The organism is Pseudorhodoplanes sinuspersici (assembly GCF_002119765.1).
GTDB lineage: Bacteria > Pseudomonadota > Alphaproteobacteria > Rhizobiales > Xanthobacteraceae > Pseudorhodoplanes > Pseudorhodoplanes sinuspersici.
Genome location: NZ_CP021112.1, coordinates 1,081,594 through 1,102,536, shown reverse-complemented (window position 1 = coordinate 1,102,536; position 20,943 = coordinate 1,081,594). Strand labels below are relative to the sequence as shown.

Below are 20,943 nucleotides of genomic sequence, written 5' to 3'. Positions count from 1 at the left end.
GCGTCATGACCCGAAACAAAAACGGCGGCTCATGCTCTGAGCCGCCGTTTTTGTTTTAAGGAGAAAGAGCCTGCGTCAGCTTTGACGCGCGCGCCTGGGCGCAGGTTTCTTCTCCTGCGAGGCGCCGATCGGATCAAAGCCGACATAGATGATGTAATTGTCAAATGCCGCACCCGCGGGCATCGGCACCGAAATCTCCTCCTCGATATGCGTGAACGCCACATGCGGCTGGCCTTCGCCGATCGACACCGGAACACGCTCCATCTTGGTGAAAATGGTCTTCGGCTGCATGCCTTCTTCGACCACGGCATAGCGGATCGGAATGTCGAGATTGCCGGGGCCGCCAGCCGGGCCAAGCACGACACGGCCCTGCAGGCCGACGCGCATGACGAGATTGCCGCCGACATTCTTGCATTCGCGTGCGGTCTGCCCGATCGAGATCTGATAGCGCAATTGCATCGCCGACGGGTCGCGTGATGGCGTGTTGATGGCGTAGGTGCCCGCGCCCTGTCGCAATTCGACATTCGGGCAGCGTTCGAGATTGCCGGTCGAACCGGTTGTGTCGGGATTGGCTGCGGGAGCAGTGCCCGCCATCGCCTGGCTCAGCGAAGCTTCGTTGCTAACCCCTGACGACGAGCATCCGGCCGCCAACAGTGCAATGGCTGCAAACGGTGCGATCCGCATAATGCGGTGATTGTTGCTTGATCCCCGACGCATACTCAAAACCCGATTCTGATACATGAGAGCATGATGTCGTCCGAAAACCGCTTCGCACTTTTCGGCATCATGCTCTGGCCCGGCCAAGCCGGGCAGCACCCCAAAAGCGCCATGACTATAGCAAGCGAACCATGGCCAGCCCAAGGCATGCCGCGGATGTGTGGTTAATCGCCCTTCAGGCGGGCGTAAAGCAGGTGATCCTGCCACAATCCGTTGATGCAGAGATATTCTCGCGCATAGCCCTCGCGCTTGAAGCCGGTCCGCTCCAGCAGCTTGATCGAGGGCGAATTGGTGGGAATGCAGGCGGCCTCGATGCGGTGCAACCGAAGGGCATCAAACGCGAACGGGATCAATGCTGCGACGCCGCGTGTCATATAGCCTTGGCCCGCAAAAGGGGCCCCGGTCCAGTAGCCGAGACTGCCGGCCTGCGCCACGCCGCGCCGGATATTGGTCAGCGTCAATCCGCCGAGCATGGCGTTGTCGGATTTGCGGAACAGGAGAAAAGGGTAGGTGAGGTCACCGCGCATGTCCTCGTTGTAGCGCCGCAACCGCCGGCGGAATGCCGAGCGTGTCAGGTCATCCTCCGGCCAGGTCGGCTCCCACGGGACGAGGAAATCGCGGCTCTTTTCCCGCAAGGCGGCCCATTCGCTGAAATCGGTCATTTGCGGCGCGCGCAGGAAGACGTTGTCGCCCTGCACGACGGGAAGCTGTTCGCTCACATGGATCGAACGAAAGAAAGCCATCGCCTTGTCCGCCCGCGTGCCATGTGCGGGCTCTTTGAGTCGCCAAGACTAATATCACGCCGCGGCGCGTGCAAAATTCTCCACGAGCAGCGCTGCGCGTTCCAGCCCGCGACCCGGTCCAAGGCCTGCAACTGCCGGGCGGCTGCGTGCCAGCAAGGCGCGTCCGGCAGCCTGCGTGCTTTCCACCGTCACGGCTTCGATCTTGGCGACGATCTCAGACAACGGCAAAGGCCGGCCATAGATCATGATCTGACGGGCAAGCTGCTCGGCGCGGGCGCTCGAGCTTTCGAGCGCCATCAAAAGGCCGGCCTTCATCTGCGCCTTGGCGCGCGCCACTTCCTCGTCAGTGATGGTGGAGACGGCGCGCTCAAGCTGGTCGATCACCACCTGCATCAGCTCCGGCGCATCATTGTCGTCGGTGCCGGCATAGATTCCGAAAAAGCCGGTGTCGGAATAGGCCATGTGGAAGCTGGAAATCGTGTAGCAGAGGCCACGGATCTCGCGCACTTCCTGGAACAGGCGCGATGACATGCCGCCGCCCATGATGTTGGAGAACACCTGCAAGCTGAACAGCAGCGGATCGCGCTGCGGCAGTCCCTCCAGCGCCAGCGCCAGATGCGCCTGCTCCAGATCCTGCCGCTCGATATACTGACCGCCGACGAAGCGGGCAGCTTCCGGTGCGGGAGCCGCGTCGCTCTTGAAACTTCCAAACAACCGCTCGGCTTCATCCACGATCAGTTCGTGCGTCACCGAACCGGAGGCGGCGACGACCATGTCCGGACCGCGATAATTGCGGGCGAGATACTGACGCAGACGACTGGCGTTGATCGATTTGACGCTGTCGCGGGTGCCAAGGATCGGGCGTCCGATCGGTTGACCGGGGAAGGCGACACGCTGCAGATGGTCGAACACGATGTCGTCGGGCGTGTCTTCGGCAGCGCCGATTTCCTGCATGATCACATTGTGTTCGCGCGACAATTCCTCCGGATCGAAAGCCGGATTGGCGAGGATGTCCGACAGCACATCGAGCGCCAGCGGCACGTCGGGCTTCAGCACGCGTGCATAATAAGTCGTCGTTTCAACGCTGGTCGCGGCATTGAGATCGCCGCCGACCGCTTCGATTTCCTCGGCGATCTGGCGCGCGTTGCGGCGCTTCGTCCCTTTGAAGGCCATGTGCTCGAGCAGATGGGCGATGCCATGCTCGTCGGCCATTTCATCACGGCTGCCGGCACCGACCCACACGCCAAGCGAGGCGGTTTCGAGATGCGGCATCGCGTCGGTCACGACGGTAAGACCGGACGGCAGACGGGTGACTTCAACGCTCATGCGGCAGCTCCTTCACGCGCGGCCCGTGAGGCCGCCTGTACAAACTTTTCAACTTGCGTCTGATCGGAGGGCAGCCTGGTGATGTGCTCCTTCCGTTCATTGAGATCGGACAGCCAGTTCGGCAAAGGCGGACGCTCGCCGCATGCGGCTTCCACCGCATCGGGGAATTTCGCCGCATGCGCGGTGGACAAGACGACCATCGGCAGCGACGGATCTCGCGGCTCCTTCTCCGCGACGGCAATGCCGACGGCTGTATGCGGATCGATGAAATGTCCCGTCTCGCGCAATGCCGTGCGAATGGTCGACGCGACTTCGTCCTCGTCGGCGCGGCCGGCGGCAAAGCCGGCGCGGATATCGGAGAGCGCCGCGCTGGCCACCTCGAAGCGCTTCGACTGCGCGAAATTGTTCATCAGAGCGGCAACCGCTTTAGCATCGCGGCCATAGGCTTCGAACAACAGCCGCTCGAAATTCGAGGAGACCTGGATATCCATCGACGGCGAGGAGGTCGCGATCACCTCGCGCGGCTCATGGGCGCCGCTGGTCAGCGTGCGGACCAGAATGTCATTGACGTTGGTCGCGATCACCAGCCGGTCCACCGGCAGGCCCATGCGGCGGGCGACATGACCGGCGAAGATGTCGCCGAAATTGCCGGTCGGAACCGTGAAGGCCACCTTGCGAGAGGGCGCGCCAAGGGAGACGGCTGCGGTGAAGTAGTAAACGGCCTGCGCGACGATGCGCGACCAGTTGATCGAATTCACGCCAGCGAGCCGCACACGATCGGCAAAGGCATGGTGATTGAACATCGCCTTCACCAGCGCCTGGCAATCGTCGAATGTGCCGTCGATCGCGACGGCGTGGATGTTGGCGTCGTCCGCCGAGGTCATCATCCGACGCTGCACGTCGGAGACGCGGCCGTCGGGAAACAGCACCACGAGATCGATACGATTGCGGCCGCGAAAGGCCTCCACTGCCGCGCCACCGGTGTCGCCGGATGTCGCCACCACGATGGTGACGCGCTCGCCGCGCTGCTCCAGCGCGTAATCCATCAGCCGCGCCAGGAACTGCATCGCCAGATCCTTGAAGGCGAGAGTCGGCCCGTGGAACAGCTCAAGCAGAAACAAGTTCGAGCGCAATTGCGAGATCGGCGCCACCGCCGGATGGCGGAACGTGCCGTAGGCCTCGCGCGCGATGCGCGACAGATCCGAAACAGAAATCTGGTCGCCGGTGAAAGGGCGAATGACCTCGACCGCAACTTCGGCATAATCGCGGCCGGCAAAGCTGGCGATGGTGTCGGATGAAAGTTGTGGCCACGACTGCGGCACATAGAGTCCGCCGTCGCGCGCAAGGCCCGCGAGCGTCACATCGATGAAGCCAAGCGGCGGGGCTTCTCCACGGGTCGAAACGTACAGCAATGGCGGTCCTCAAACCCGCCGCGCGCGGTCTCTGTCGCCAGCGGGGGAAGAAACAAGTCTTTGATTTAACGATGGGATTTCCCGAAATCCGGGAAAGCCGAGTAGTCCTATAGACTAGTGGTTCGGGGTGATTTCCACAAGGAAGCGAACCTACCTACACGGTCTTATGATACCAGTTCCGGGCTGCCCAGGCGGCAAAAACAGCGGCCAGGGAGGCTGCGAGACCAAACCAAGTGATGGCGTAGCCCAGATGATTGTTCCGCAGATTGACCGATAGAGACCCCGGCCGCGGCAATCCCCCGGCGGGGACCGGGCTTTCCTGATCAATATAGAATGGTGCGACCGAACCCCAGCCGCGCACCGTTGCCATCATCTCCGGATCGCGCACGAACCACACCTCGCCAGTCGCGTCGCGATCGGAGACGAACCAGCCGGGCGATTCGGGCCAGCGGATGAAGCCGACGATGTCGACCGGACCAGCCGGGATTTTTTGCGGACGGTCCATCGGCACATAGCCGCGGTTGACCACGACAACACGGCCGTCCGGCAGGCGCGCCGGGGCAAAGACGAAATAGCCCGGCTGCTTGACGTCTTCGCGCAGGGCGGAGGCGCCGGTGTAGAGATAGGCTGGCTTCGCGTCAGCCGGGAATTCCGCCCGCAGCGAGACATGGCGGAATTCCGAATTGTCCTGCGTGAGGTTTAACCACTGCGAGGCTGGCGGAAGCGGGACGGGCGGCGCCTTCATCTGCCGGTCGAGTGAGGCGATCAGGCCTTCCTTCCACTGCTTGCGCTCAAGCTGCCAGACGCCAAGCGAGATCAGGATGGCAAGCCCCACCAGCGTGAACAATCCGGGGATCAGCAACCGCCGCAGCAGGGATGGATCCGTGGCCGCTGCCGTCATGGTGCTTTGTCTGGCGCAGGATCGCGCATTTCGAGTTTGCCTTCAGCAGCCTTATGGCGATGCTGAAGCGCGATCAGCAGGGCCTTCGTCGGACGCAGGGGCAGCAGTGTCACGGCAAGGATCAGCGGCAGCCAGAGCACGGCATGCAACCAGAATGGCGGCTGATAGGTGAATTCGACGATCAGCGCCGCGAACACCACGATGAAGCCGGCCGCGAGAATGATGAACACGGCGGGGCCATCGCCAGAATCGATGAAATTATAGTCGAGGCCGCATTTGTCGCAGCGTGGCCGCAGCGTCAGGAAGCCTTGAAACAGCTTTCCCTCGCCGCAGGCAGGGCAGCGGCAGGTGAGTGCGGTTTTGATCGGGGAGGGCTCGGTCATGTCTGTTTTGATGGTCCGGAGGCCCGGCTTTACGCCGGGCATCCACGTTTTGGAGCCTGTCTGTATGTAAGACGTGCATGGCCGGAACAAGTCCGGCCATGACAAGAAGCAAAGAAAAAGGCGGCCGAAGCCGCCTTTTTTAATCTCATCAATCTGCGGTGCTAATGCCCGCCGGCGGCTCCTGCCACGGGTCCGCCATAGCCCCACACATAGATGGCAGCGAACAGGAAGATCCACACCACGTCGACGAAATGCCAGTACCAGGCGGCGAATTCGAAGCCGAGATGCTGCTTCGGCGTAAACTGGCCGGCATAGACGCGGAACAGGCAGACGATCAGGAAGATCGTGCCGATGATCACGTGAGCACCGTGGAAGCCGGTCGCCATGAAGAAGGTGGCGCCGTAGATGTTGCCTTTGAAGGCGAAGGTGGCGTGACTGTATTCGTAAGCCTGCACGCAGGTGAAGATCGCGCCGAGGATGATCGTCAGCCACAGGCCTTTCTTCACGCTCTCGCGGTCACCTTCCAGCAGGGCGTGATGCGCCCAGGTGACGGTGGTGCCCGAGGTCAGAAGGATCAGCGTGTTCAGGAGCGGCAGATGCCACGGATCGAAAGTCTCGATGCCCTTGGGCGGCCAGACGCCGCCGATGAACTCGGTGCGCAGGAACTCATGGGGTGCATGCGGAAACAGCGCGACGTTGAAATAGGCCCAGAACCAGGCGACGAAGAACATCACCTCGGAGGCGATGAACAGGATCATGCCGTAGCGGTGATGCAACTGCACGACGCGGGTGTGGTCGCCATGCTCCGCCTCGCGGATCACGTCGCGCCACCAGCCGGCCATCGTGTAAAGCACGCCGATGGCGCCTGCCGCGAAGATCAGCGGTGCCACCGCGAAGGTGTTGTGCATCCAGGTGATGGCGCCCACCGCCAGGATGAACGCCGACACCGAGCCGACGAACGGCCATGGTGACGGATTCACCAGATGATAGTCGTGATGTTTGGTAGCGCCCGCCATTCCCTTGTCTCCGTCTCAATCCTTCTTGGCGCGATTAGCGCCATTCGTCTCTCTATGCGCTGAGCCCGATCCTTGCCGAAAAGCGATCTCCCGCCTTTCGGGATCAAAGCTTTATTCGATTCGTCCGGCTGTGCCCGTGGTTCCGATCGCCGCCTGCGGCCGTTGCTGATCGCGCTGCGGGTAGAATGTGTAGGACAGCGTCATCGTCAGGTCGCCCTGTCCGTCCGGATCCTTGTCGATCGCGGGATCGATGTAGAATACGACCGACATCGCGCGCGTTTCGCCCGGCTTCATCGTCTGCTCGGTGAAGCAGAAGCAGTTGATCTTCTGGAAATACGCGCCAAGGTTCAGCGGCGCGACGTTATAGGCGGCAAGACCATGAGTCTCGCGTGCGGCCTGATTGGTGACGATGTAATCGACGGTGATCACGTCGCCCAGTCTTGCTTCGATCTGGTTGCGCTCGGGAACAAATTTCCACGGCAAACCAGCGCCGACATTGGCATCGAAGCGGACGGTGACCTTGCGATCCAGCACGGTGTCCGGCCCGGCCTTCGAGACTTGCGTCGTGCCGTTAAAGCCGGTCGCGCGGCAGAACCAGTCATAGAGCGGCACCGCTGCATAGGACATGCCGACCATCATCGCCACAAAGGCACCGCAGGACGCCGCGACAACGGCATCGCGGGTGCGGGATGGCTGGCGAGGCTGATCGCTGTTCGTCATGTCAGATCGGCCGGTTGAGGACGCCGGGGCCTTTCACCAGCGTCACGATGTAGAACAGCACAACCAGAACGGCGAGACAGACGGCGATCGCAATGGAGCGTGTGCGGCGCGCCTTCTTCTGCGCCTCGGTGAGGACGATCCCGTTTTCATCTTGCTGATCGTTCACGGTGCTCACCACGTCAGTTGCCCGAAGGACAAGCCAAAGCCCCGATCGATCAAAAGGACGGCGAACAGAAGTCCAAGATACAGGATCGAAAAGCCGAACAGTTTTTTGGCGGCGCGCTCGGTGGCTTCGCCTTCAGGAGCGTTGCGCAGACGGAACGCGGCCATCACGAACATCGCGCCGGTGATGATCGACACCGTGCCGTAGAGCGCGCTGGTGTAACCAAGGATGTAGGGCAACGCGCCGACTGGCGCCATCAGGATCGAATACAGAACGATCTGGCGGCGCGTCTCGCGTTCACCGGCGACGACCGGCAGCATCGGGATGCCGGCGCGCGCATATTCGTCGGTCCGCAGCATGGCCAGCGCCCAGAAATGTGGGGGCGTCCAGACGAAGATGATCAGGAACATCACGATCGGTTCGAGGCTGACCGATCCTGTTGCTGCAGCCCAGCCGATCACCGGCGGCAAGGCGCCGGCGGCACCGCCAATGACGATGTTCTGCGGCGTCCAGCGCTTCAGCCACATCGAATAGATGACGGCATAGAAGAAAATGGTGAAGGCGAGCAGAGCCGCAGAGAGAAGATTGACGAACAGGCCGAGCGCCACCACAGAAAAAATGGCGAGGGACAGCGCAAAGCCGAGGACCTCACCGGGCTGAATACGCCCGTCCGGAATCGGCCGCTTCATCGTGCGCGACATCATCGCGTCGAGATCGGCCTCGTACCACATGTTCAAAGCGCCAGCGGCGCCGGCGCCGATGGCGATGAAAAGGAGCGCGACGCCGCCGATTACCGGATTGATGTGGCCCGGCGCCACCACCATGCCGACCAGCGCGGTGAAGACGACAAGCGACATCACCCGCGGCTTCAGCGTTTCGAAATAGTCACGCGGCGTTGCAAGGCTTGGCCCCACAGGATTGGCGCCATGGCGCGCGCCATCGTTCACCGCCGGAAGCGGTGAGGTCAGGCGCGCGGTTTCGCTTTGCATCGACATCGTTACTCAAACACTCGCTTTTCCAGCTTCAATCGGACAATTCGAGATCGGCTTACTTGATCTTCGGCAGGACCTCGAACTGATGGAACGGAGGCGGTGACGACAGCGTCCATTCCAGCGTCGTTGCACCTGGACCCCACGGATTATCCGCAGCCTGTTCCTTGCGGGAGAAGGCAACGAAGAGCCCGTAGAAGAAGATCAGCAGGCCGAGGATGGAGATGTAGGAGCCAATCGACGACACCGTGTTCCAGCCCGCATAGGCGTCCGGATAATCCGCGATGCGGCGCGGCATGCCGGCGAGGCCAAGGAAGTGCTGCGGGAAGAACAAGAGGTTCACGCCGATGAAGGTGACCCAGAAATGCAGTTTGCCGATGGTCTCCGAATACATGTAGCCGGTGAATTTCGGGAACCAGTAATACCAGCCGGCGAAGATGGTGAAGACCGCGCCCATCGACAGCACGTAGTGGAAGTGCGCAACGACGTAATAGGTGTCGTGCATCGAGCGGTCGACGCCGGCATTGGCGAGGACGACGCCGGTCACGCCGCCGACCGTGAACAGGAAGATCATGCCCACAGCCCACAGCATCGGCGTGCGGAATTCGATCGACCCGCCCCACATGGTGGCGATCCAGGAGAAGATCTTCACACCCGTCGGCACCGCGATCACCATCGTCGCGGCGACGAAATAGGCCTGCGTCGCGGTGCTCATGCCGACCGTGTACATGTGGTGGGCCCACACGACGAAGCCGATGCCACCGATGGCGACCATCGCGTAGGCCATGCCGAGATAACCAAAGACCGGCTTGCGTGCGAAGGTGGAGATGATCTGGCTGGCAATGCCGAAGCCCGGAAGGATCAGAATGTACACTTCCGGATGGCCGAAGAACCAGAACAGATGCTGATAGAGCAGCGGGTCGCCACCGCCATCGGGCGCGAAGAAGGTCGTGCCGAAATTGCGGTCGGTGAGCAGCATGGTGATGGCGCCGGCAAGAACCGGCAGCGCCAGCAGCAGCAGGAATACGGTGACGAGAATCGACCACACGAACAGCGGCATCTTGTGCATGGTCATGCCAGGCGCGCGCATGTTGAGGATCGTGGTGATGAAGTTGATCGCACCAAGGATCGATGAGGCGCCGGCGATATGCAGCGACAGGATCGCGAAGTCGACGGCCGGTCCGGGATGACCTGAGGTCGAGAGCGGCGGATAGATCGTCCAGCCGCCGCCGACGCCGGGCGCGCCCGGTTCACCTTCGACGAACAGCGAGATCACAAGCAGCGCCAGCGAGGCCGGAAGCAGCCAGAACGAAATGTTGTTCATGCGCGGGAAGGCCATGTCCGGCGCGCCGATCATCAGCGGCACGATCCAGTTGCCGAAGCCGCCGATCATCGCCGGCATGACCATGAAGAAGATCATGATCAGGCCGTGCGCGGTGGTGAACACGTTGAACATGTGCGCGTCGTGGAAAATCTGCATGCCGGGCTGCTGCAATTCCAGCCGCATGCCGATCGACAGCACACCACCGACCACGCCTGCAAACATCGCAAACCACAGATACATCATGCCGATGTCCTTGTGGTTCGTCGAATAGACATAGCGCCGCCATCCGGTCGGATGGTCGTGCGCGTCGTGATGTGCGGCGTGGGCGCTATCGGTATTCGGCGTGGCTGCCATGGTCTGAACCCTTTAAGTCCTTATTCGAGTGGTTCGCGGAGCAATCTACGAATGCCGTGTCGCCCCGCGGCCTTTGTTATTGCGCGCTCGGTGCGTCCTTAGCAGCGATTGTGGTTCCGTTCTCGTTCGGATTGGCCGCGAATTTCTTCTTGGCCTGATCGAGCCAGGCGGCATAGTCGCGGTCGTTCACGACCCGCACGGTGATCGGCATATAGGCGTGGTCCTTGCCGCACAATTCCGAGCATTGTCCGTGGAAAACACCTTCAACGGTGGATTTGAACCAGGTCTCATTCAACCGGCCCGGGACGGCGTCGATCTTGATGCCGAAGGACGGGACAGCAAAGGCGTGGATCACGTCGGCGCCGATCACCTGAACCCGGACCACCTTGTTCACCGGGACGACAACTTCGTTGTCGACGGTGAGAAGGCGTGGCTGGTCAGCCTTGAGATCCTTGTCCTGCACCATCAAAGAATCGAAGGAAAAGCCGTTGTCGGGGTAGTCGTAAGTCCAGAACCACTGCTTGCCGGTCGCCTTGATGGTGATATCCGCCGGCGGGATGGTGAGCTGCGCGAACAGCAGCCGGAACGACGGTACCGCAATCACCACCAGGATAATCACCGGGATCACCGTCCAGGCGACCTCGATCAGGGTGTTGTGGGTGGTCTTCGACGGCACCGGGTTGGCGCGCGAATTGAACTTGAAAATGACGATCAGCAGCAGCGCGAGAACGAACAGCGTGATCGCGGTGATGATGTACAGCAGGAAGTCATGGAACCAGGTGATGGTCTCCATGATCGGCGTGGCCGATTGCTGAAAGCCGATCTGCCACGGCGAAGGCTGTCCCATGCCGGCCATCGCTGCCATGGGAAACAGCGTGGCGGCGGCCAGGGCCGCTGCGATCAAGAATCTCTGGACCCGCATTGTCGTATTCGCTCCTTCGACACCTTAAGCCATCGGCGCACCGGTCAAGTCGCGCATGGCTCGTTCCGACCGGGCCAAAAGCCCAATCCTCGCGCGCAAACCGCCCCATCGATCGGGCGGAGCGGCAACGGCGCGCGGCAGGATTTTGGGGAAAATCCCGGCCTCTCAAACCATAATTCCGCCTCGGTCGCAACGTGCCTGCACATTGAACTAATGAGACATTGCGTCCGTGACCAAAGCGATGACGAACTGTGGTTTTTCGGCCAGAAAAGGGCGTTTTTGTCTCTTCTGTGTACGCTTGACTTCACGCCGCTTGCGTGGTGCCACGCGTCAGGGGCTGGTTCCGAAGGCGATTCGGTTCCGGCCAGCGGTGCCGATGAACGATAAACAAGGGCAACCATCAGCCTGGATGGTGACATGGTGATTTCACGATATGCGGGGCACAGCGGATCGCTGTTTCTCGCTGCAATCCTGGCCATCTGGATTTTGCAGACCGGGCATGCCGGCGCGCAGGGGGCGGTAAAGTCCGTCCATGCCGACTGGCAGATCCGCTGCGATACGCCGCCGGGCGCCCAGAGCGAGCAATGTGCCCTGATTCAGAGCGTAACCGCGGAGGATCGGGCCAATATCGGCCTCACGGTGATCGTCCTGAAGACCGCCGACAACAAGAGCCGGCTGATGCGGGTGATCGCGCCGCTGGGCGTGCTGCTGCCGTCCGGGCTCGGCCTCAAGATCGATAATGCAGATATCGGCCGGGCCGGCTTCGTCCGCTGCCTGCCCAATGGCTGCGTGGCCGAGGTGGTCATGGATGACAACCTGACCAAGCAGATGCGGTCGGGGACAACCGCGACCTTCATCATCTTCCAGACCCCGGAAGAGGGAATCGGCTTCCCGATGGCCCTGAAGGGCTTCGGCGAGGGTTTCGACAAACTGCCCTAAACCTTCCTGACCGGCCCGAGGCGGCGCGATGCTCCCCGATCAGACGCTGTTTCTGACGCAACTGCTGACGCTCTGGGCTGTCTTTGATCCGATCAGCCATCTCCCGCTGTTCATCGGCGCGACCCCGAATTTCACAAGTCAGGAGCGGCGCAGGGCAGCGGTGATTTCGGTGCTGATGGCCTTTGTCATCCTTGCCGTGTTCGGGTTCATTGGCCAGTTCCTGCTGGCGGCCATGGGCATATCGCTCCTGTCCTTTCAGATCGCCGGCGGGATCGTACTGTTCCTGTTCGCGGTCTCCATGGTGCTAGGAGACAATTCACACGCTCTCACGGTTCCAGCCAAACGCGGGAATGCCGCCGCGCGGCGCGATGCCGTGATGAAGGTTGCGGTTTTCCCGCTCGCGACCCCGATCATCGCCGGCCCCGGTGGCATGCTCACGATCGTTCTGCTCATGGACAACAACCGCTACTCCCACATGGAGCAGCTGCAGACCTTGGGTGCGCTGGCGACCGCGCTTGCCGGAATGCTGGTCATTTTTCTCGCCGGCGACTGGATCGAACGCATAACCGGGAGTGGCGTCACTCAGTTGCTGCGCCGGATCATGGGTCTCCTGCTGTCCGCGCTGGCGGTCAATCTGGTGCTGAGCGCGGTTGCGGCGTGGCTCAAGCTGCCGTCGATCTAGGCGCCTCCGCCGGCCTCGTTACCGCCGAGGACCGGGCCAATGTCGGGCCTCACGGTGCTCATTCTCAAAACGGCCGGCAACAAGAGCCGCCTGATCCGGGTGATCACGCCGCTGGGGACGGTTGCCCTCCGGTTTGGGGCTGAAGATCGATAATGCGGACATCGGACGGGCCGATTTCGTGCGCTGTCTGCCGAATGGAAGAGGGCATCGGCTTCCCGATGGCCCTGAAGGGCTTCGGCGAGGGCTTCGACAAGCTGCCCTGAGCGGGATTCGGCCGGACCGTTCGACATAATGGCACACATTGCTGCGGCCTCCTGCTCGTAGGCCGGCCACCCGCTCTGACTCCTTTTCAAGGTCTCAGCCGTCTTAGCTCCATCGACACATTGGAGCGGAACGATGAGCCTCAAAGACAAGACGATTGTAGTGACCGGCGGAAGCCGCGGCCTTGGACTGGGGCTGGTCGAGGCCCTGGTTGCACATGGTGCCAGGGTGACGGTCGTTGCCCGCGATATCGATGCGCTCGAGGCCGTGCGGGCACGGCTGGGTGTCGCCACGATCCCCGCCGATGTGACAGATGAGGGCGCCGCGCGCCTCATTCTTTCGGAAGTCCGCCCCGACATCGTTGCTCTGAATGCCGGCGCGAAGCCGCGGATGGGCCGGTTGGACCAGCTGAGCTGGGCGGATTTCAGCGCAACCTGGGAGCACGACGTCAAGGCTGGGCTTTACTGGCTGCAAGCGGCGCTCAACATGCCACTCACGCCCGGCAGCCGGGTGCTCGTGGTATCGAGCGGCGCGGCCGTGAGTGGATCACCGATGTCGGGCGGCTATGGCGGCGCCAAGCGCATGCTCTGGTTCATGGCCCAGTATGCCAACCGGGTCTCGGAGCAGAAGGGCCTCGGAATCCGTTTCCAGGTCATCGTGCCGCGACAAATGATCCCCGGCACCGGGATCGGTGATGAAGCCGCCAACGCCTACGCCCGCGCCTTGAACATGGAGCTCGATGAGTATTTCACCCGCTTCGGTGCGCCGATGCCGCCGCGGGAGTTCGGCGAGAAATTCGTCTCCGTGCTGAACGACCCCAAATATGCCGAGGGCTTCGCTTTCGGGCTCAAGGGTGACACGGGAGTCACAATCCTCGAGGAAGCGGCAGCTTGAGCACGCGCCCGCGCGTCAAACACAAATCATCCGGAGACGGCCATGAAGCTCTATTATTCACCCGGCGCATGCTCGCTCGCTGCCCATATCGTCGCCCGCGAAGCCGGTCTCGCCATCGATCTGGTCAGGGTCGATCTGGCCTCGCGCAGGACCAAGACAGGCGAAGATTATTTCGCGATCAATCCGCGCGGCTATGTTCCGGCGATCGTGGACGACGATGGCGAAGTTCACACCGAAGCCGCCGCGCTGGTTCAATATCTGGCGGAGCAGGCGCCGCAATCGGATCTCGCGCCGCCCATCGGATCAAAGGAGCGGCTGCGCGTGAACCAGTGGCTCGCCTTCGTGGCTTCCGAATTGCACAAGACCTTCAGCCCATGGCTTTGGGACGCCCAAGCCGCGGAATCCACCAAGCAGGCGTCGCACGGCAAGCTTGGCCTCCGCTTCGCAGAGCTCGATCGGCATCTGGCGACATCCGCGTATCTAACGGGCGATGCCTTCACGATCGCGGATGCCTACGCATTCACGATCGTCAACTGGTCGAATTTTCTCAAAATTGATCTCACGCCTTACCCCAACCTGTCCGCCTACATGGCTCGCATCGCCGCGCGTCCGAAGGTGCACGAAGCACTGATGGCCGAGGGGCTCGTCGCGGCGGCGCATGAGGAAACGGCGGCTTGAGCGCAGGACCACCTTCGTCGCACGGCGACCACCGCGCGCAGCTCCTCGCCCAGGCGGAAGAGTTGCGGCCCGAGCTGCACCGTTATTGTGCGCGGCTTATGGGATCGGTCATCGACGGCGAGGACGTCGTGCAGGATACGCTTGTGCGAGCTTTCGTTGCGTTGGAGGAATTTGAGTTGTCGGGTGTGGAGGAGACGCCATCGCTTCGGCCCTGGCTATTCCGGATCGCCCACAACCGCGCGCTGGACCTGCTGCGCAGCCGGGCGGTGCGCGCGGCGGAGCCGATCGATGACGCCGCGGATGTCGCTGATCAGACCAGCCCTGATCCCGTGGAGATGCTGATGCGCCAGGAAGCGATCAAGACCGCGGTGTCGCGCTTTGCGGAGCTTCCCACGCTTCAGCGGAGTGTCGTCGTGCTGAAGGACGTGCTCGGCGAGTCGCTGACCGACATCGCCACGCTTCTGGACCTGACGGTCGACGCGGTCAAAGGGCATTTGGCACGGGGTCGTGCGCGTCTTCGGGAGATCAATGCGCAAGCTGCCGTGCTTCTTGAGGCGCGGCCGGCGTCTGCCGCGGTGGCGCGTTACGCCGCGCTCTTCAACCAGCGGGACTGGGACGGTCTGCGGGCGCTCCTGGCCGACGACGTGAAGCTCAAACAGTCCTCGCACCCGCTTCGCGCCGGCACCGCCGAGGTCGGTTCGTTCTTCACCATCTATGGAAAGATCGATGGCCTGTGGTTCGCTCCAGCTTGGCTCGAAGGACGCGAGGTGATCGCGGTTTTTGAAAATCGCGCCGATCCGAAACCCAGCTACGTCATGTGGCTCGAGTGGCGTGAGGGCCGGATCAGCTTCATTCGCGACTATCGATACGTTCGCTACGTCATCGCCGATGCAGAGCTGGCAGGGGCCGCCAAGCCCGCAAGCGAAGGAACCGCGCACTAAGGCGCTATTGGCGCTGGTTGCCGAAGCTCACCTGGAAATGACCGGGCTCCCTCGCACTTTCCGTCCTTCGAGCCTATCTTCCCGCCATGACCGACAAAACCCTCTCCACATCGTCCCTCATCGACCGCGCCGGCCTCGACCGGGGGCGTGTCCGATCCATCATTTCCAAAGGGCTGGAAGGCGCCGATGACGGCGAGCTCTTCCTGGAATACCGCCAGTCCGAGGCTCTCGGTTTCGACAATGGGCGCCTGAAACAGGCGACCTACGACACCGCGCAGGGATTCGGCCTGCGGGCCGTGAAGGACGAGGCGGTCGGCTATGCCCATGCCTCGGACCTGTCGGAAGCAGCGCTGATTCGGGCGGCCGATGCCGTCCGGGCCGTGAAGGGCGGCTATACCGGCCGCTATTCGGATGCGCCCGGTCGCAGCAACGTCCGCCTCTACGGCGACGAAAATCCGCTCGACGCTCCGGGCTTCGAGACCAAGGTGAAGCTGCTGCAGGAAATCGATGCCTATGCCCGCGCGAAAGACCCGCGGGTGCGGCAGGTCAGCGCCAGCCTCGGCGCCTCCTGGCAGGTGGTCGAGATCGTCCGTGCCGATGGTGAGGTTTATCGCGACATCCGGCCGATGGTCCGCATCAACGTGTCGATCGTGGCCGGCGACGGCGACCGGCAGGAAACCGGAAGCCATGGTTATGGCGGCCGCGAGGGCTATGCCCGCTTCATCGAAACGAAGGCCTGGCGTGGTGCCGTCGACGACGCGGTCCGGCAGGCGATGGTCAATCTCGAATCAGTACCGGCCCCGGCGGGCGAAATGGACGTGGTGCTCGGCGCAGGCTGGCCAGGCGTGATGCTGCATGAAGCGGTCGGCCACGGTCTCGAAGGCGATTTCAACCGCAAGGGCACGTCGGCTTTTGCCGGGCTTATGGGGCAACAGGTCGCGGCCAAGGGCGTCACGGTGCTCGATGACGGCACGATCGCGTCGCGTCGCGGTTCGCTCTCGATCGATGATGAAGGCACACCGACCAACAAAACCGTGCTGATCGAAGACGGCATCCTCGTCGGCTACATGCAGGACCGCCAGAACGCGCGGCTCATGGACATGAAGCCCACCGGCAACGGACGTCGCGAATCCTACGCGCATGTGCCGATGCCCCGCATGACCAACACCTACATGCTGGCAGGCGACAAGGAGCCGGGCGAGATCATTGCCTCGGTGAAGAACGGCATCTATGCCGTGAGTTTCGGCGGCGGACAGGTCGACATCACATCCGGCAAATACGTGTTCCAGTGCACCGAGGCCTACAGGATCGAGAACGGCAAGGTCGGCGCGCCGGTCAAAGGCGCGATGCTGATCGGCAACGGGCCGACCGATCTGCATCGCATCAGCATGATCGGTAAGGATCTCGCTCTCGATCATGGCATCGGGACCTGCGGCAAGAACGGCCAGGGCGTGCCGGTCGGCGTCGGGCAACCGAGCTTGCGGATGGACCGCATTACTGTGGGCGGCACCGGCGGCTAAAACCGCATCTGCAAGAGGAGCCTGACAGCAATGGGCACTTGGTCGCGCACGGTGGCGCAGTTTTTTGCCTTTGTCTTAGCGCTGACGGTGGTGAAATCCGCTATTGCCGAACCCTACTATGTGCCGTCCGGCTCGATGGAGCCGACGCTGATGATCGGCGATGAGCTGGTGGCGACGAAATACGCCTATGGCTACAGCTCTGCATCACTGGCCTTGCCGTTCGGTCTGACCCTGCCACCGACGCAACGGATCTTCGGCGAATTGCCGGCACGCGGCGACGTCGTGGTGTTTCGTTCGCCGGCCAACCGCTCAGAGATCTGGGTCAAGCGCGTCATCGGATTGCCGGGCGATCGCGTGCAGATGCGCGATGGCCATTTGTGGATCAATGGCGAAGTGGTCAAAGAACGTGCGGATGGCGTCGCTCAGGCCGAAGATAGCGACGGCCACCACACCGGCGCTGTTCGCTTGATCGAAACGTTGCCGGGCGGACGGCAGCATCTGATTTTCAAGACCGAAGCGCTTGGTCCGCTCGACAATACGGATGAAGTGCTCGTGCCGTCGGGGCATGTTTTCGTCATGGGGGATAACCGCGACAATTCGGCCGACAGCCGGGTACCGCCATCTGCCGGCGGCGTCGGTTTGCTGCCGGCTGACGATATCGTTGGACGCGTGGTCGGGCTCGCCGGATCATGGGATCTCGGCAAGCTGAACGACCCGATCTGGACCTGGCCGGCGGGATTGCGGCTCTCGCGCTTCTTCACCGCCGTGCAGTGATCGCCGGATCTAGAAGTAAGCGATCAGCCGTCCGCACGCGGCCACAGTCAGCCAGATTGCGATTGATGCGATTCCCGCGAAGCGGGCAGCACGCGGCAGCGGTGTCAAGGGCGCGATGCCTTTCACCTTCGGACGAACGAAAAGCTCAAATGAAGCAGCGTTGAGTATCCCGAGCCCAATCAGTCCGGCCTTGATCTGGAACAGAGGATTAAGGACGACATGGCTTGCTTCCGCAGAGAACAGCACGATGCCCGAAGCCAGAAGGCCGAGAAATCCGAGGCCTATAAATATTCTTGCTTTCCGCAGCACGTAGTCCGGTGACGTTGCGGCGAATGCGCCGGCAAGCCGCAGATCCATCACCGCCACGGCGCCGAAGAACACCATCAGCGACAGGATGTGCGCCACATTCGCGATCATGTAAGCGAACGGCGACTGCCGGATCATGGCGGCGAAGGCGGAGCCTTCGATAGCAACGAAGATCGCCGGCGCGGCATCCGTCATCAACGCATCTCGACAGTCTTGCCGTCGACGGTGATGCGTTCGGCTCGCATTTCATCCTTCGCGGCCGTGGAAGGGTAGCCGTAGGCGGTAATGATCTTGCCGACGGCGACCATTTCCGCCGTTGCGCCGCGATTGATCATGCGGAAGGTCGGCGCCAGTGTCACTGTCCACACCTTGTCATTGCCTTTGACCGTAATGGTAGCGTGCGGGTTTTCGTATTTCGAGGTGAGGATCGCGCCGGTCACGGTAACGGGCTTGTTGGCGTCATAGCTGCCCCAGCCGTGATGGGCCGCGGCGCCGCCGGCAGTAGCGGCAACGAGTGTGGCTGTCAGCACACAGAGTCTCATGGCGCTCTCCATCGTTTGCTCTGCAATTGACCTCGGGTTTGCGATTAACGGACAACGCCCGAAATACAGCAGGGTTTGCGGCGCGGTTTGGTAATGCGGTCCTTCAGGAAACATCGTGCGGTCGTATTGCCGTAGCCAGGTCTCAGATAGGTGAAAGCGCGGCATTTGCTATCGGCCTGGCAGGCTTTGGCACAGCCGCTGCCGGTCGCGTCCGGGGGGATATCGATTGCTTTGTAGTCGCCGCCGTACCGGTCGATGGCGAATTCAAGTGTCCCCAGCCGCGGTTCAAGCAAGGCAGCGCCCCGGATGCCGGAGACGCAACAGGCGTCCTCTTTCGTCGGCATGACCTTGTTCTTCAGCCGACAGGTCGCGTCTTTCGTGGCCGTATTCGGATAGGAAAAACTCCAGGCCCGGCAGCGGCCGTCGCGCTCGCATCGCGCCGCGCAGATGGCGGGATCGCCTGTCCGCACCGGTGCGCTCGTATAATCGCCGCCTGGACGGTCGAAGCCGGCCTGTGCGCTTGCCGTTGTGGGACTTGCCGCCAGCGCCAATAGGCACGCCATCAGCATCGCAAAGCACTGGTTCATTCTCATGCTCGGCAAATCGCAGGTCCGCCTGAACAGCATGTTAAAGTCTCAGGATACGTGTTGCGAGCGTCGATTGCGACGGATGCAAAGTCGTGAACGGATGCCGCTCTGACATGGCGGCGCTGCAAGACATATGCCGTGTTGTGCGCAGCAACATGACAAGGTGGGTCTGGCGCGCAACAATGGCCCTCGGGAAATGATCTGGGGGATAGTCGTGCCGGGATTTTGGCGGCGATCCGGCTTTGCGGACCGCCTTGCAATCGGATTGCTGACGGGATTGTGTATTCTCGCGATTGTTGTTTTCCGCGATTACGGTATTTCCAACGATGAAGAAGTGCAGCATCGCTATGGCGAATTGATTATCAATTACTATGCCAGCGGATTTCGCGATGTCGCGCTTTTCAATTACAAGAATCTTTATCTCTATGGCGGTTTGTTCGATATCGTCGCGGTGCTGCTCGCCAAGCTGTTACCATTCGACGTCTTTCTGATCCGCCATTTCTTATCGGCCATCATTGGCGTCGCCGGCATTGTCGCCACTTGGGCGACGGCCAGGCTGATCGCTGGTCCCCGCGCTGGACTTATTGCTGCCGTGGCTCTTGCGACCTGCGGGCCGTATTTCGGCGGAATGTTCAATCACACCAAGGATATTCCGTTCGCCGCGGCGATGATCGGCGCATTGTATTTTCTTCTGCGTGCAGCCCGCGATTTCCCAGCGCCGCGTTGGCGCGATGTGATCGGGTTCGGACTGATGCTGGGGGCCGCGACCGGGCTGCGGGCGATGGGATTGTTGCTGATCGGTTATGCAGGGCTGCTGGTCGTCATCGCGGTCCCGTGGGCGGAACGCGATATCGGCAAGATCGGTCGGTATCTCGGCAGTACAGGACTTCGTGTCGCGCCGGCTTTTGTGCTCGGCTACCTTATCATGATCGCGGCATGGCCCTGGGCAGCACTGGAGCCGCTCAATCCCTTGCGTGCGATTTTTTCCTTTGCGCATTTCCACTACGAGATCCGGACGATCGTTGCCGGCGAAATCTATCGGATGGCCGACGTGCCGCGGTGGTATGTGCCGTTCTATCTTCTGATCAAGACGCCAATGCTCACATCGATTGGCGCTTTGTGCGCGCTTGCTTTTCTGATCGGAGCGGTCGCCAGAGACAAGATTGCGAATCTGCCAAGACGGCAGATCGAAGTTGCCATCGTGACTTTCGTGGTCCTGTTCCCGATCGCCTGCGAAGCCGCGGCGCAAGGGCCGGCCTTTTCCGGCATGCGGCATTTTCTGTTCGTGGTGCCGCCCTTGGCAGTTCTGGCGGGCGTCGGCTTCGATGCGGTGCTGATGGCATTGTCACCGCAGCGATGGTTGGCCGTGTTTGCTGCCTGCGCTTTGTCTGCCGCCGTCGTCTGGAATACCGTCACGCTCGTGCGTCTGCACCCTTACGAATATCTCTTCTACAATCCGCTGGTCGGTGGTCTTGATGGTGCCGCGCGGCGCTATGAAATGGATTACTGGGTCAACATGATGCCGGATGCTGTGAACGCTTTGCAGAATTATCTCGGCTTGCCGGGAGACACCTCGCAGCGCGTCTACACGGTCGGCGTCTGCGGCGAGAAATTTTCATTCGACAATTATGCGGACAAGCGGTTGCGTGCGTCGCCGGGCTGGCTCGAGGCGGACTTCTTCATTGCGCCCACACATATGAATTGCGACCAACTGGTCGAGGGACGGACCGTGGCCACGATCCGGCGGCTTGGCGTTCCAATCGGGATCGTGAAGGATCGCCGCGGCATCACGCAGAGGGCGCTCGGCAAGGCCTTTTGAGCCTCGAAAAGAAACGCCCGCCGGGGAGGG

At 61.8% G+C, this 20,943-nt stretch carries 23 protein-coding genes and 1 pseudogene; 9 read left to right on the top strand and 15 right to left on the bottom strand.

Features of this window, described 5'->3' with window-relative positions; genetic code table 11:
• Nucleotides 1–75 precede the first annotated feature (75 nt).
• The 12 genes from CAK95_RS05525 to coxB all read right to left on the bottom strand — a co-directional run bounded on the left by CAK95_RS05525 (nt 76) and on the right by coxB (nt 10,970).
• The gene (locus tag CAK95_RS05525) at nt 76–594 is read right to left on the bottom strand and encodes a hypothetical protein (RefSeq protein ID WP_147413689.1); all 519 of its coding nucleotides are present in this window, start codon (nt 592–594) and stop codon (nt 76–78) included.
• A 287-nt stretch (nt 595–881) separates the two neighbouring features.
• Nucleotides 882–1,460: a GNAT family N-acetyltransferase gene (locus tag CAK95_RS05520; protein WP_086087020.1), complete on the bottom strand. Its 579-nt coding sequence runs from the start codon at nt 1,458–1,460 to the stop codon at nt 882–884.
• Between the two features lie 54 nt (nt 1,461–1,514).
• Nucleotides 1,515–2,786, bottom strand: coding sequence for a M16 family metallopeptidase (locus tag CAK95_RS05515; RefSeq protein ID WP_086087019.1), 1,272 nt, complete (start codon nt 2,784–2,786; stop codon nt 1,515–1,517).
• Nucleotides 2,783–4,198, bottom strand: a complete 1,416-nt coding sequence (gene thrC, locus CAK95_RS05510) for a threonine synthase (protein WP_086087018.1) — start codon at nt 4,196–4,198, stop codon at nt 2,783–2,785. Before thrC ends, CAK95_RS05515 begins: the two co-directional genes overlap by 4 nt.
• Before the next feature lie 154 nt (nt 4,199–4,352).
• Nucleotides 4,353–5,099, bottom strand: a complete 747-nt coding sequence (locus CAK95_RS05505) for an SURF1 family protein (RefSeq protein WP_086087017.1) — start codon at nt 5,097–5,099, stop codon at nt 4,353–4,355.
• A complete protein-coding gene (locus CAK95_RS05500; RefSeq protein ID WP_086091208.1) occupies nt 5,096–5,482 on the bottom strand; it encodes a DUF983 domain-containing protein in 387 nt (128 codons plus the stop codon). The genes CAK95_RS05505 and CAK95_RS05500 overlap by 4 nt, the downstream gene beginning before the upstream one ends.
• Before the next feature lie 161 nt (nt 5,483–5,643).
• A complete protein-coding gene (locus CAK95_RS05495; protein WP_086087016.1) occupies nt 5,644–6,498 on the bottom strand; it encodes a cytochrome c oxidase subunit 3 in 855 nt (284 codons plus the stop codon).
• A gap of 111 nt (nt 6,499–6,609) precedes the next feature.
• On the bottom strand, nt 6,610–7,218 hold the full coding sequence (locus tag CAK95_RS05490) for a cytochrome c oxidase assembly protein (RefSeq protein WP_086087015.1): 609 nt from the start codon (nt 7,216–7,218) through the stop codon (nt 6,610–6,612).
• Between the two features lies 1 nt (nt 7,219).
• A complete protein-coding gene (locus CAK95_RS05485) occupies nt 7,220–7,384 on the bottom strand; it encodes a CoxF protein (protein WP_086091207.1) in 165 nt (54 codons plus the stop codon).
• Between the two features lie 5 nt (nt 7,385–7,389).
• Nucleotides 7,390–8,370 carry a heme o synthase gene (locus CAK95_RS05480; RefSeq protein ID WP_086091206.1) on the bottom strand — a complete coding sequence of 327 codons (981 nt, stop codon included), beginning with the start codon at nt 8,368–8,370 and terminating at the stop codon, nt 7,390–7,392.
• Between the two features lie 58 nt (nt 8,371–8,428).
• Entirely contained in the window at nt 8,429–10,048 is a 1,620-nt protein-coding gene (ctaD, locus tag CAK95_RS05475; RefSeq protein WP_086087014.1) for a cytochrome c oxidase subunit I, read from the bottom strand.
• A gap of 76 nt (nt 10,049–10,124) precedes the next feature.
• Nucleotides 10,125–10,970, bottom strand: coding sequence for a cytochrome c oxidase subunit II (coxB, locus tag CAK95_RS05470; protein ID WP_086087013.1), 846 nt, complete (start codon nt 10,968–10,970; stop codon nt 10,125–10,127).
• A gap of 417 nt (nt 10,971–11,387) precedes the next feature.
• Between coxB and CAK95_RS05465 the strand changes: the two genes are divergently transcribed.
• From CAK95_RS05465 to lepB, 8 genes and pseudogenes are all read left to right on the top strand, one after another.
• The gene (locus tag CAK95_RS05465) at nt 11,388–11,909 is read left to right on the top strand and encodes an invasion associated locus B family protein (RefSeq protein ID WP_086087012.1); all 522 of its coding nucleotides are present in this window, start codon (nt 11,388–11,390) and stop codon (nt 11,907–11,909) included.
• A 28-nt stretch (nt 11,910–11,937) separates the two neighbouring features.
• The gene (locus tag CAK95_RS05460; RefSeq protein ID WP_086087011.1) at nt 11,938–12,591 is read left to right on the top strand and encodes a MarC family protein; all 654 of its coding nucleotides are present in this window, start codon (nt 11,938–11,940) and stop codon (nt 12,589–12,591) included.
• Nucleotides 12,510–12,854: pseudogene (locus CAK95_RS05455) on the top strand (invasion associated locus B family protein); the annotation flags it as partial. The gene CAK95_RS05460 and the pseudogene CAK95_RS05455, both read left to right, overlap by 82 nt.
• A gap of 133 nt (nt 12,855–12,987) precedes the next feature.
• Nucleotides 12,988–13,746, top strand: a complete 759-nt coding sequence (locus CAK95_RS05450) for an SDR family NAD(P)-dependent oxidoreductase (RefSeq protein WP_086087010.1) — start codon at nt 12,988–12,990, stop codon at nt 13,744–13,746.
• Nucleotides 13,747–13,788: 42 nt separating this feature from the next.
• The gene (gstA, locus tag CAK95_RS05445; protein WP_086087009.1) at nt 13,789–14,424 is read left to right on the top strand and encodes a glutathione transferase GstA; all 636 of its coding nucleotides are present in this window, start codon (nt 13,789–13,791) and stop codon (nt 14,422–14,424) included.
• Nucleotides 14,421–15,365 carry a sigma-70 family RNA polymerase sigma factor gene (locus CAK95_RS05440; RefSeq protein WP_086087008.1) on the top strand — a complete coding sequence of 315 codons (945 nt, stop codon included), beginning with the start codon at nt 14,421–14,423 and terminating at the stop codon, nt 15,363–15,365. Before gstA ends, CAK95_RS05440 begins: the two co-directional genes overlap by 4 nt.
• An 86-nt stretch (nt 15,366–15,451) precedes the next feature.
• The gene (gene tldD / locus CAK95_RS05435) at nt 15,452–16,885 is read left to right on the top strand and encodes a metalloprotease TldD (RefSeq protein WP_086087007.1); all 1,434 of its coding nucleotides are present in this window, start codon (nt 15,452–15,454) and stop codon (nt 16,883–16,885) included.
• A gap of 30 nt (nt 16,886–16,915) precedes the next feature.
• Nucleotides 16,916–17,659, top strand: coding sequence for a signal peptidase I (lepB, locus tag CAK95_RS05430; RefSeq protein ID WP_086087006.1), 744 nt, complete (start codon nt 16,916–16,918; stop codon nt 17,657–17,659).
• A gap of 9 nt (nt 17,660–17,668) precedes the next feature.
• On the opposite strand, the gene CAK95_RS05425 is transcribed toward lepB, so the two are convergent.
• The 3 genes from CAK95_RS05425 to CAK95_RS05415 are packed head-to-tail and all read right to left on the bottom strand — an operon-like array spanning nt 17,669 to nt 19,094.
• Nucleotides 17,669–18,160: a DUF6644 family protein gene (locus CAK95_RS05425; protein WP_086087005.1), complete on the bottom strand. Its 492-nt coding sequence runs from the start codon at nt 18,158–18,160 to the stop codon at nt 17,669–17,671.
• The gene (locus CAK95_RS05420) at nt 18,160–18,507 is read right to left on the bottom strand and encodes a DUF6152 family protein (RefSeq protein ID WP_086087004.1); all 348 of its coding nucleotides are present in this window, start codon (nt 18,505–18,507) and stop codon (nt 18,160–18,162) included. The genes CAK95_RS05425 and CAK95_RS05420 overlap by 1 nt, the downstream gene beginning before the upstream one ends.
• Nucleotides 18,508–18,551: 44 nt before the next feature.
• Nucleotides 18,552–19,094: a PAN domain-containing protein gene (locus tag CAK95_RS05415; RefSeq protein ID WP_245303638.1), complete on the bottom strand. Its 543-nt coding sequence runs from the start codon at nt 19,092–19,094 to the stop codon at nt 18,552–18,554.
• Between the two features lie 214 nt (nt 19,095–19,308).
• On the opposite strand from CAK95_RS05415, the gene CAK95_RS05410 reads away from it, so the two are divergent.
• Nucleotides 19,309–20,913 (top strand): glycosyltransferase family 39 protein, encoded by a 1,605-nt coding sequence (locus tag CAK95_RS05410; protein ID WP_245303637.1) that lies wholly within the window; start codon nt 19,309–19,311, stop codon nt 20,911–20,913.
• Nucleotides 20,914–20,943: the final 30 nt, after the last annotated feature.

Excerpts from the sequence above, each read along its gene's own strand:
- CAK95_RS05520 (WP_086087020.1), bottom strand. The coding sequence starts at position 1,460 with ATGGCTTTCTTTCGTTCGATCCATGTGAGCGAACAGCTTCCCGTCGTG.
- CAK95_RS05460 (WP_086087011.1), top strand. The coding sequence starts at position 11,938 with ATGCTCCCCGATCAGACGCTGTTTCTGACGCAACTGCTGACGCTCTGG.
- coxB (WP_086087013.1), bottom strand. The coding sequence starts at position 10,970 with ATGCGGGTCCAGAGATTCTTGATCGCAGCGGCCCTGGCCGCCGCCACG.
- CAK95_RS05450 (WP_086087010.1), top strand. The coding sequence starts at position 12,988 with ATGAGCCTCAAAGACAAGACGATTGTAGTGACCGGCGGAAGCCGCGGC.
- CAK95_RS05495 (WP_086087016.1), bottom strand. The coding sequence starts at position 6,498 with ATGGCGGGCGCTACCAAACATCACGACTATCATCTGGTGAATCCGTCA.
- CAK95_RS05490 (WP_086087015.1), bottom strand. The coding sequence starts at position 7,218 with ATGACGAACAGCGATCAGCCTCGCCAGCCATCCCGCACCCGCGATGCC.
- gstA (WP_086087009.1), top strand. The coding sequence starts at position 13,789 with ATGAAGCTCTATTATTCACCCGGCGCATGCTCGCTCGCTGCCCATATC.
- CAK95_RS05465 (WP_086087012.1), top strand. The coding sequence starts at position 11,388 with ATGGTGATTTCACGATATGCGGGGCACAGCGGATCGCTGTTTCTCGCT.
- CAK95_RS05480 (WP_086091206.1), bottom strand. The coding sequence starts at position 8,370 with ATGCAAAGCGAAACCGCGCGCCTGACCTCACCGCTTCCGGCGGTGAAC.
- CAK95_RS05415 (WP_245303638.1), bottom strand. The coding sequence starts at position 19,094 with ATGAACCAGTGCTTTGCGATGCTGATGGCGTGCCTATTGGCGCTGGCG.
- CAK95_RS05505 (WP_086087017.1), bottom strand. The coding sequence starts at position 5,099 with ATGACGGCAGCGGCCACGGATCCATCCCTGCTGCGGCGGTTGCTGATC.
- CAK95_RS05525 (WP_147413689.1), bottom strand. The coding sequence starts at position 594 with ATGGCGGGCACTGCTCCCGCAGCCAATCCCGACACAACCGGTTCGACC.
- CAK95_RS05500 (WP_086091208.1), bottom strand. The coding sequence starts at position 5,482 with ATGACCGAGCCCTCCCCGATCAAAACCGCACTCACCTGCCGCTGCCCT.
- lepB (WP_086087006.1), top strand. The coding sequence starts at position 16,916 with ATGGGCACTTGGTCGCGCACGGTGGCGCAGTTTTTTGCCTTTGTCTTA.
- CAK95_RS05420 (WP_086087004.1), bottom strand. The coding sequence starts at position 18,507 with ATGAGACTCTGTGTGCTGACAGCCACACTCGTTGCCGCTACTGCCGGC.
- ctaD (WP_086087014.1), bottom strand. The coding sequence starts at position 10,048 with ATGGCAGCCACGCCGAATACCGATAGCGCCCACGCCGCACATCACGAC.
- CAK95_RS05515 (WP_086087019.1), bottom strand. The coding sequence starts at position 2,786 with ATGAGCGTTGAAGTCACCCGTCTGCCGTCCGGTCTTACCGTCGTGACC.
- CAK95_RS05425 (WP_086087005.1), bottom strand. The coding sequence starts at position 18,160 with ATGACGGATGCCGCGCCGGCGATCTTCGTTGCTATCGAAGGCTCCGCC.
- tldD (WP_086087007.1), top strand. The coding sequence starts at position 15,452 with ATGACCGACAAAACCCTCTCCACATCGTCCCTCATCGACCGCGCCGGC.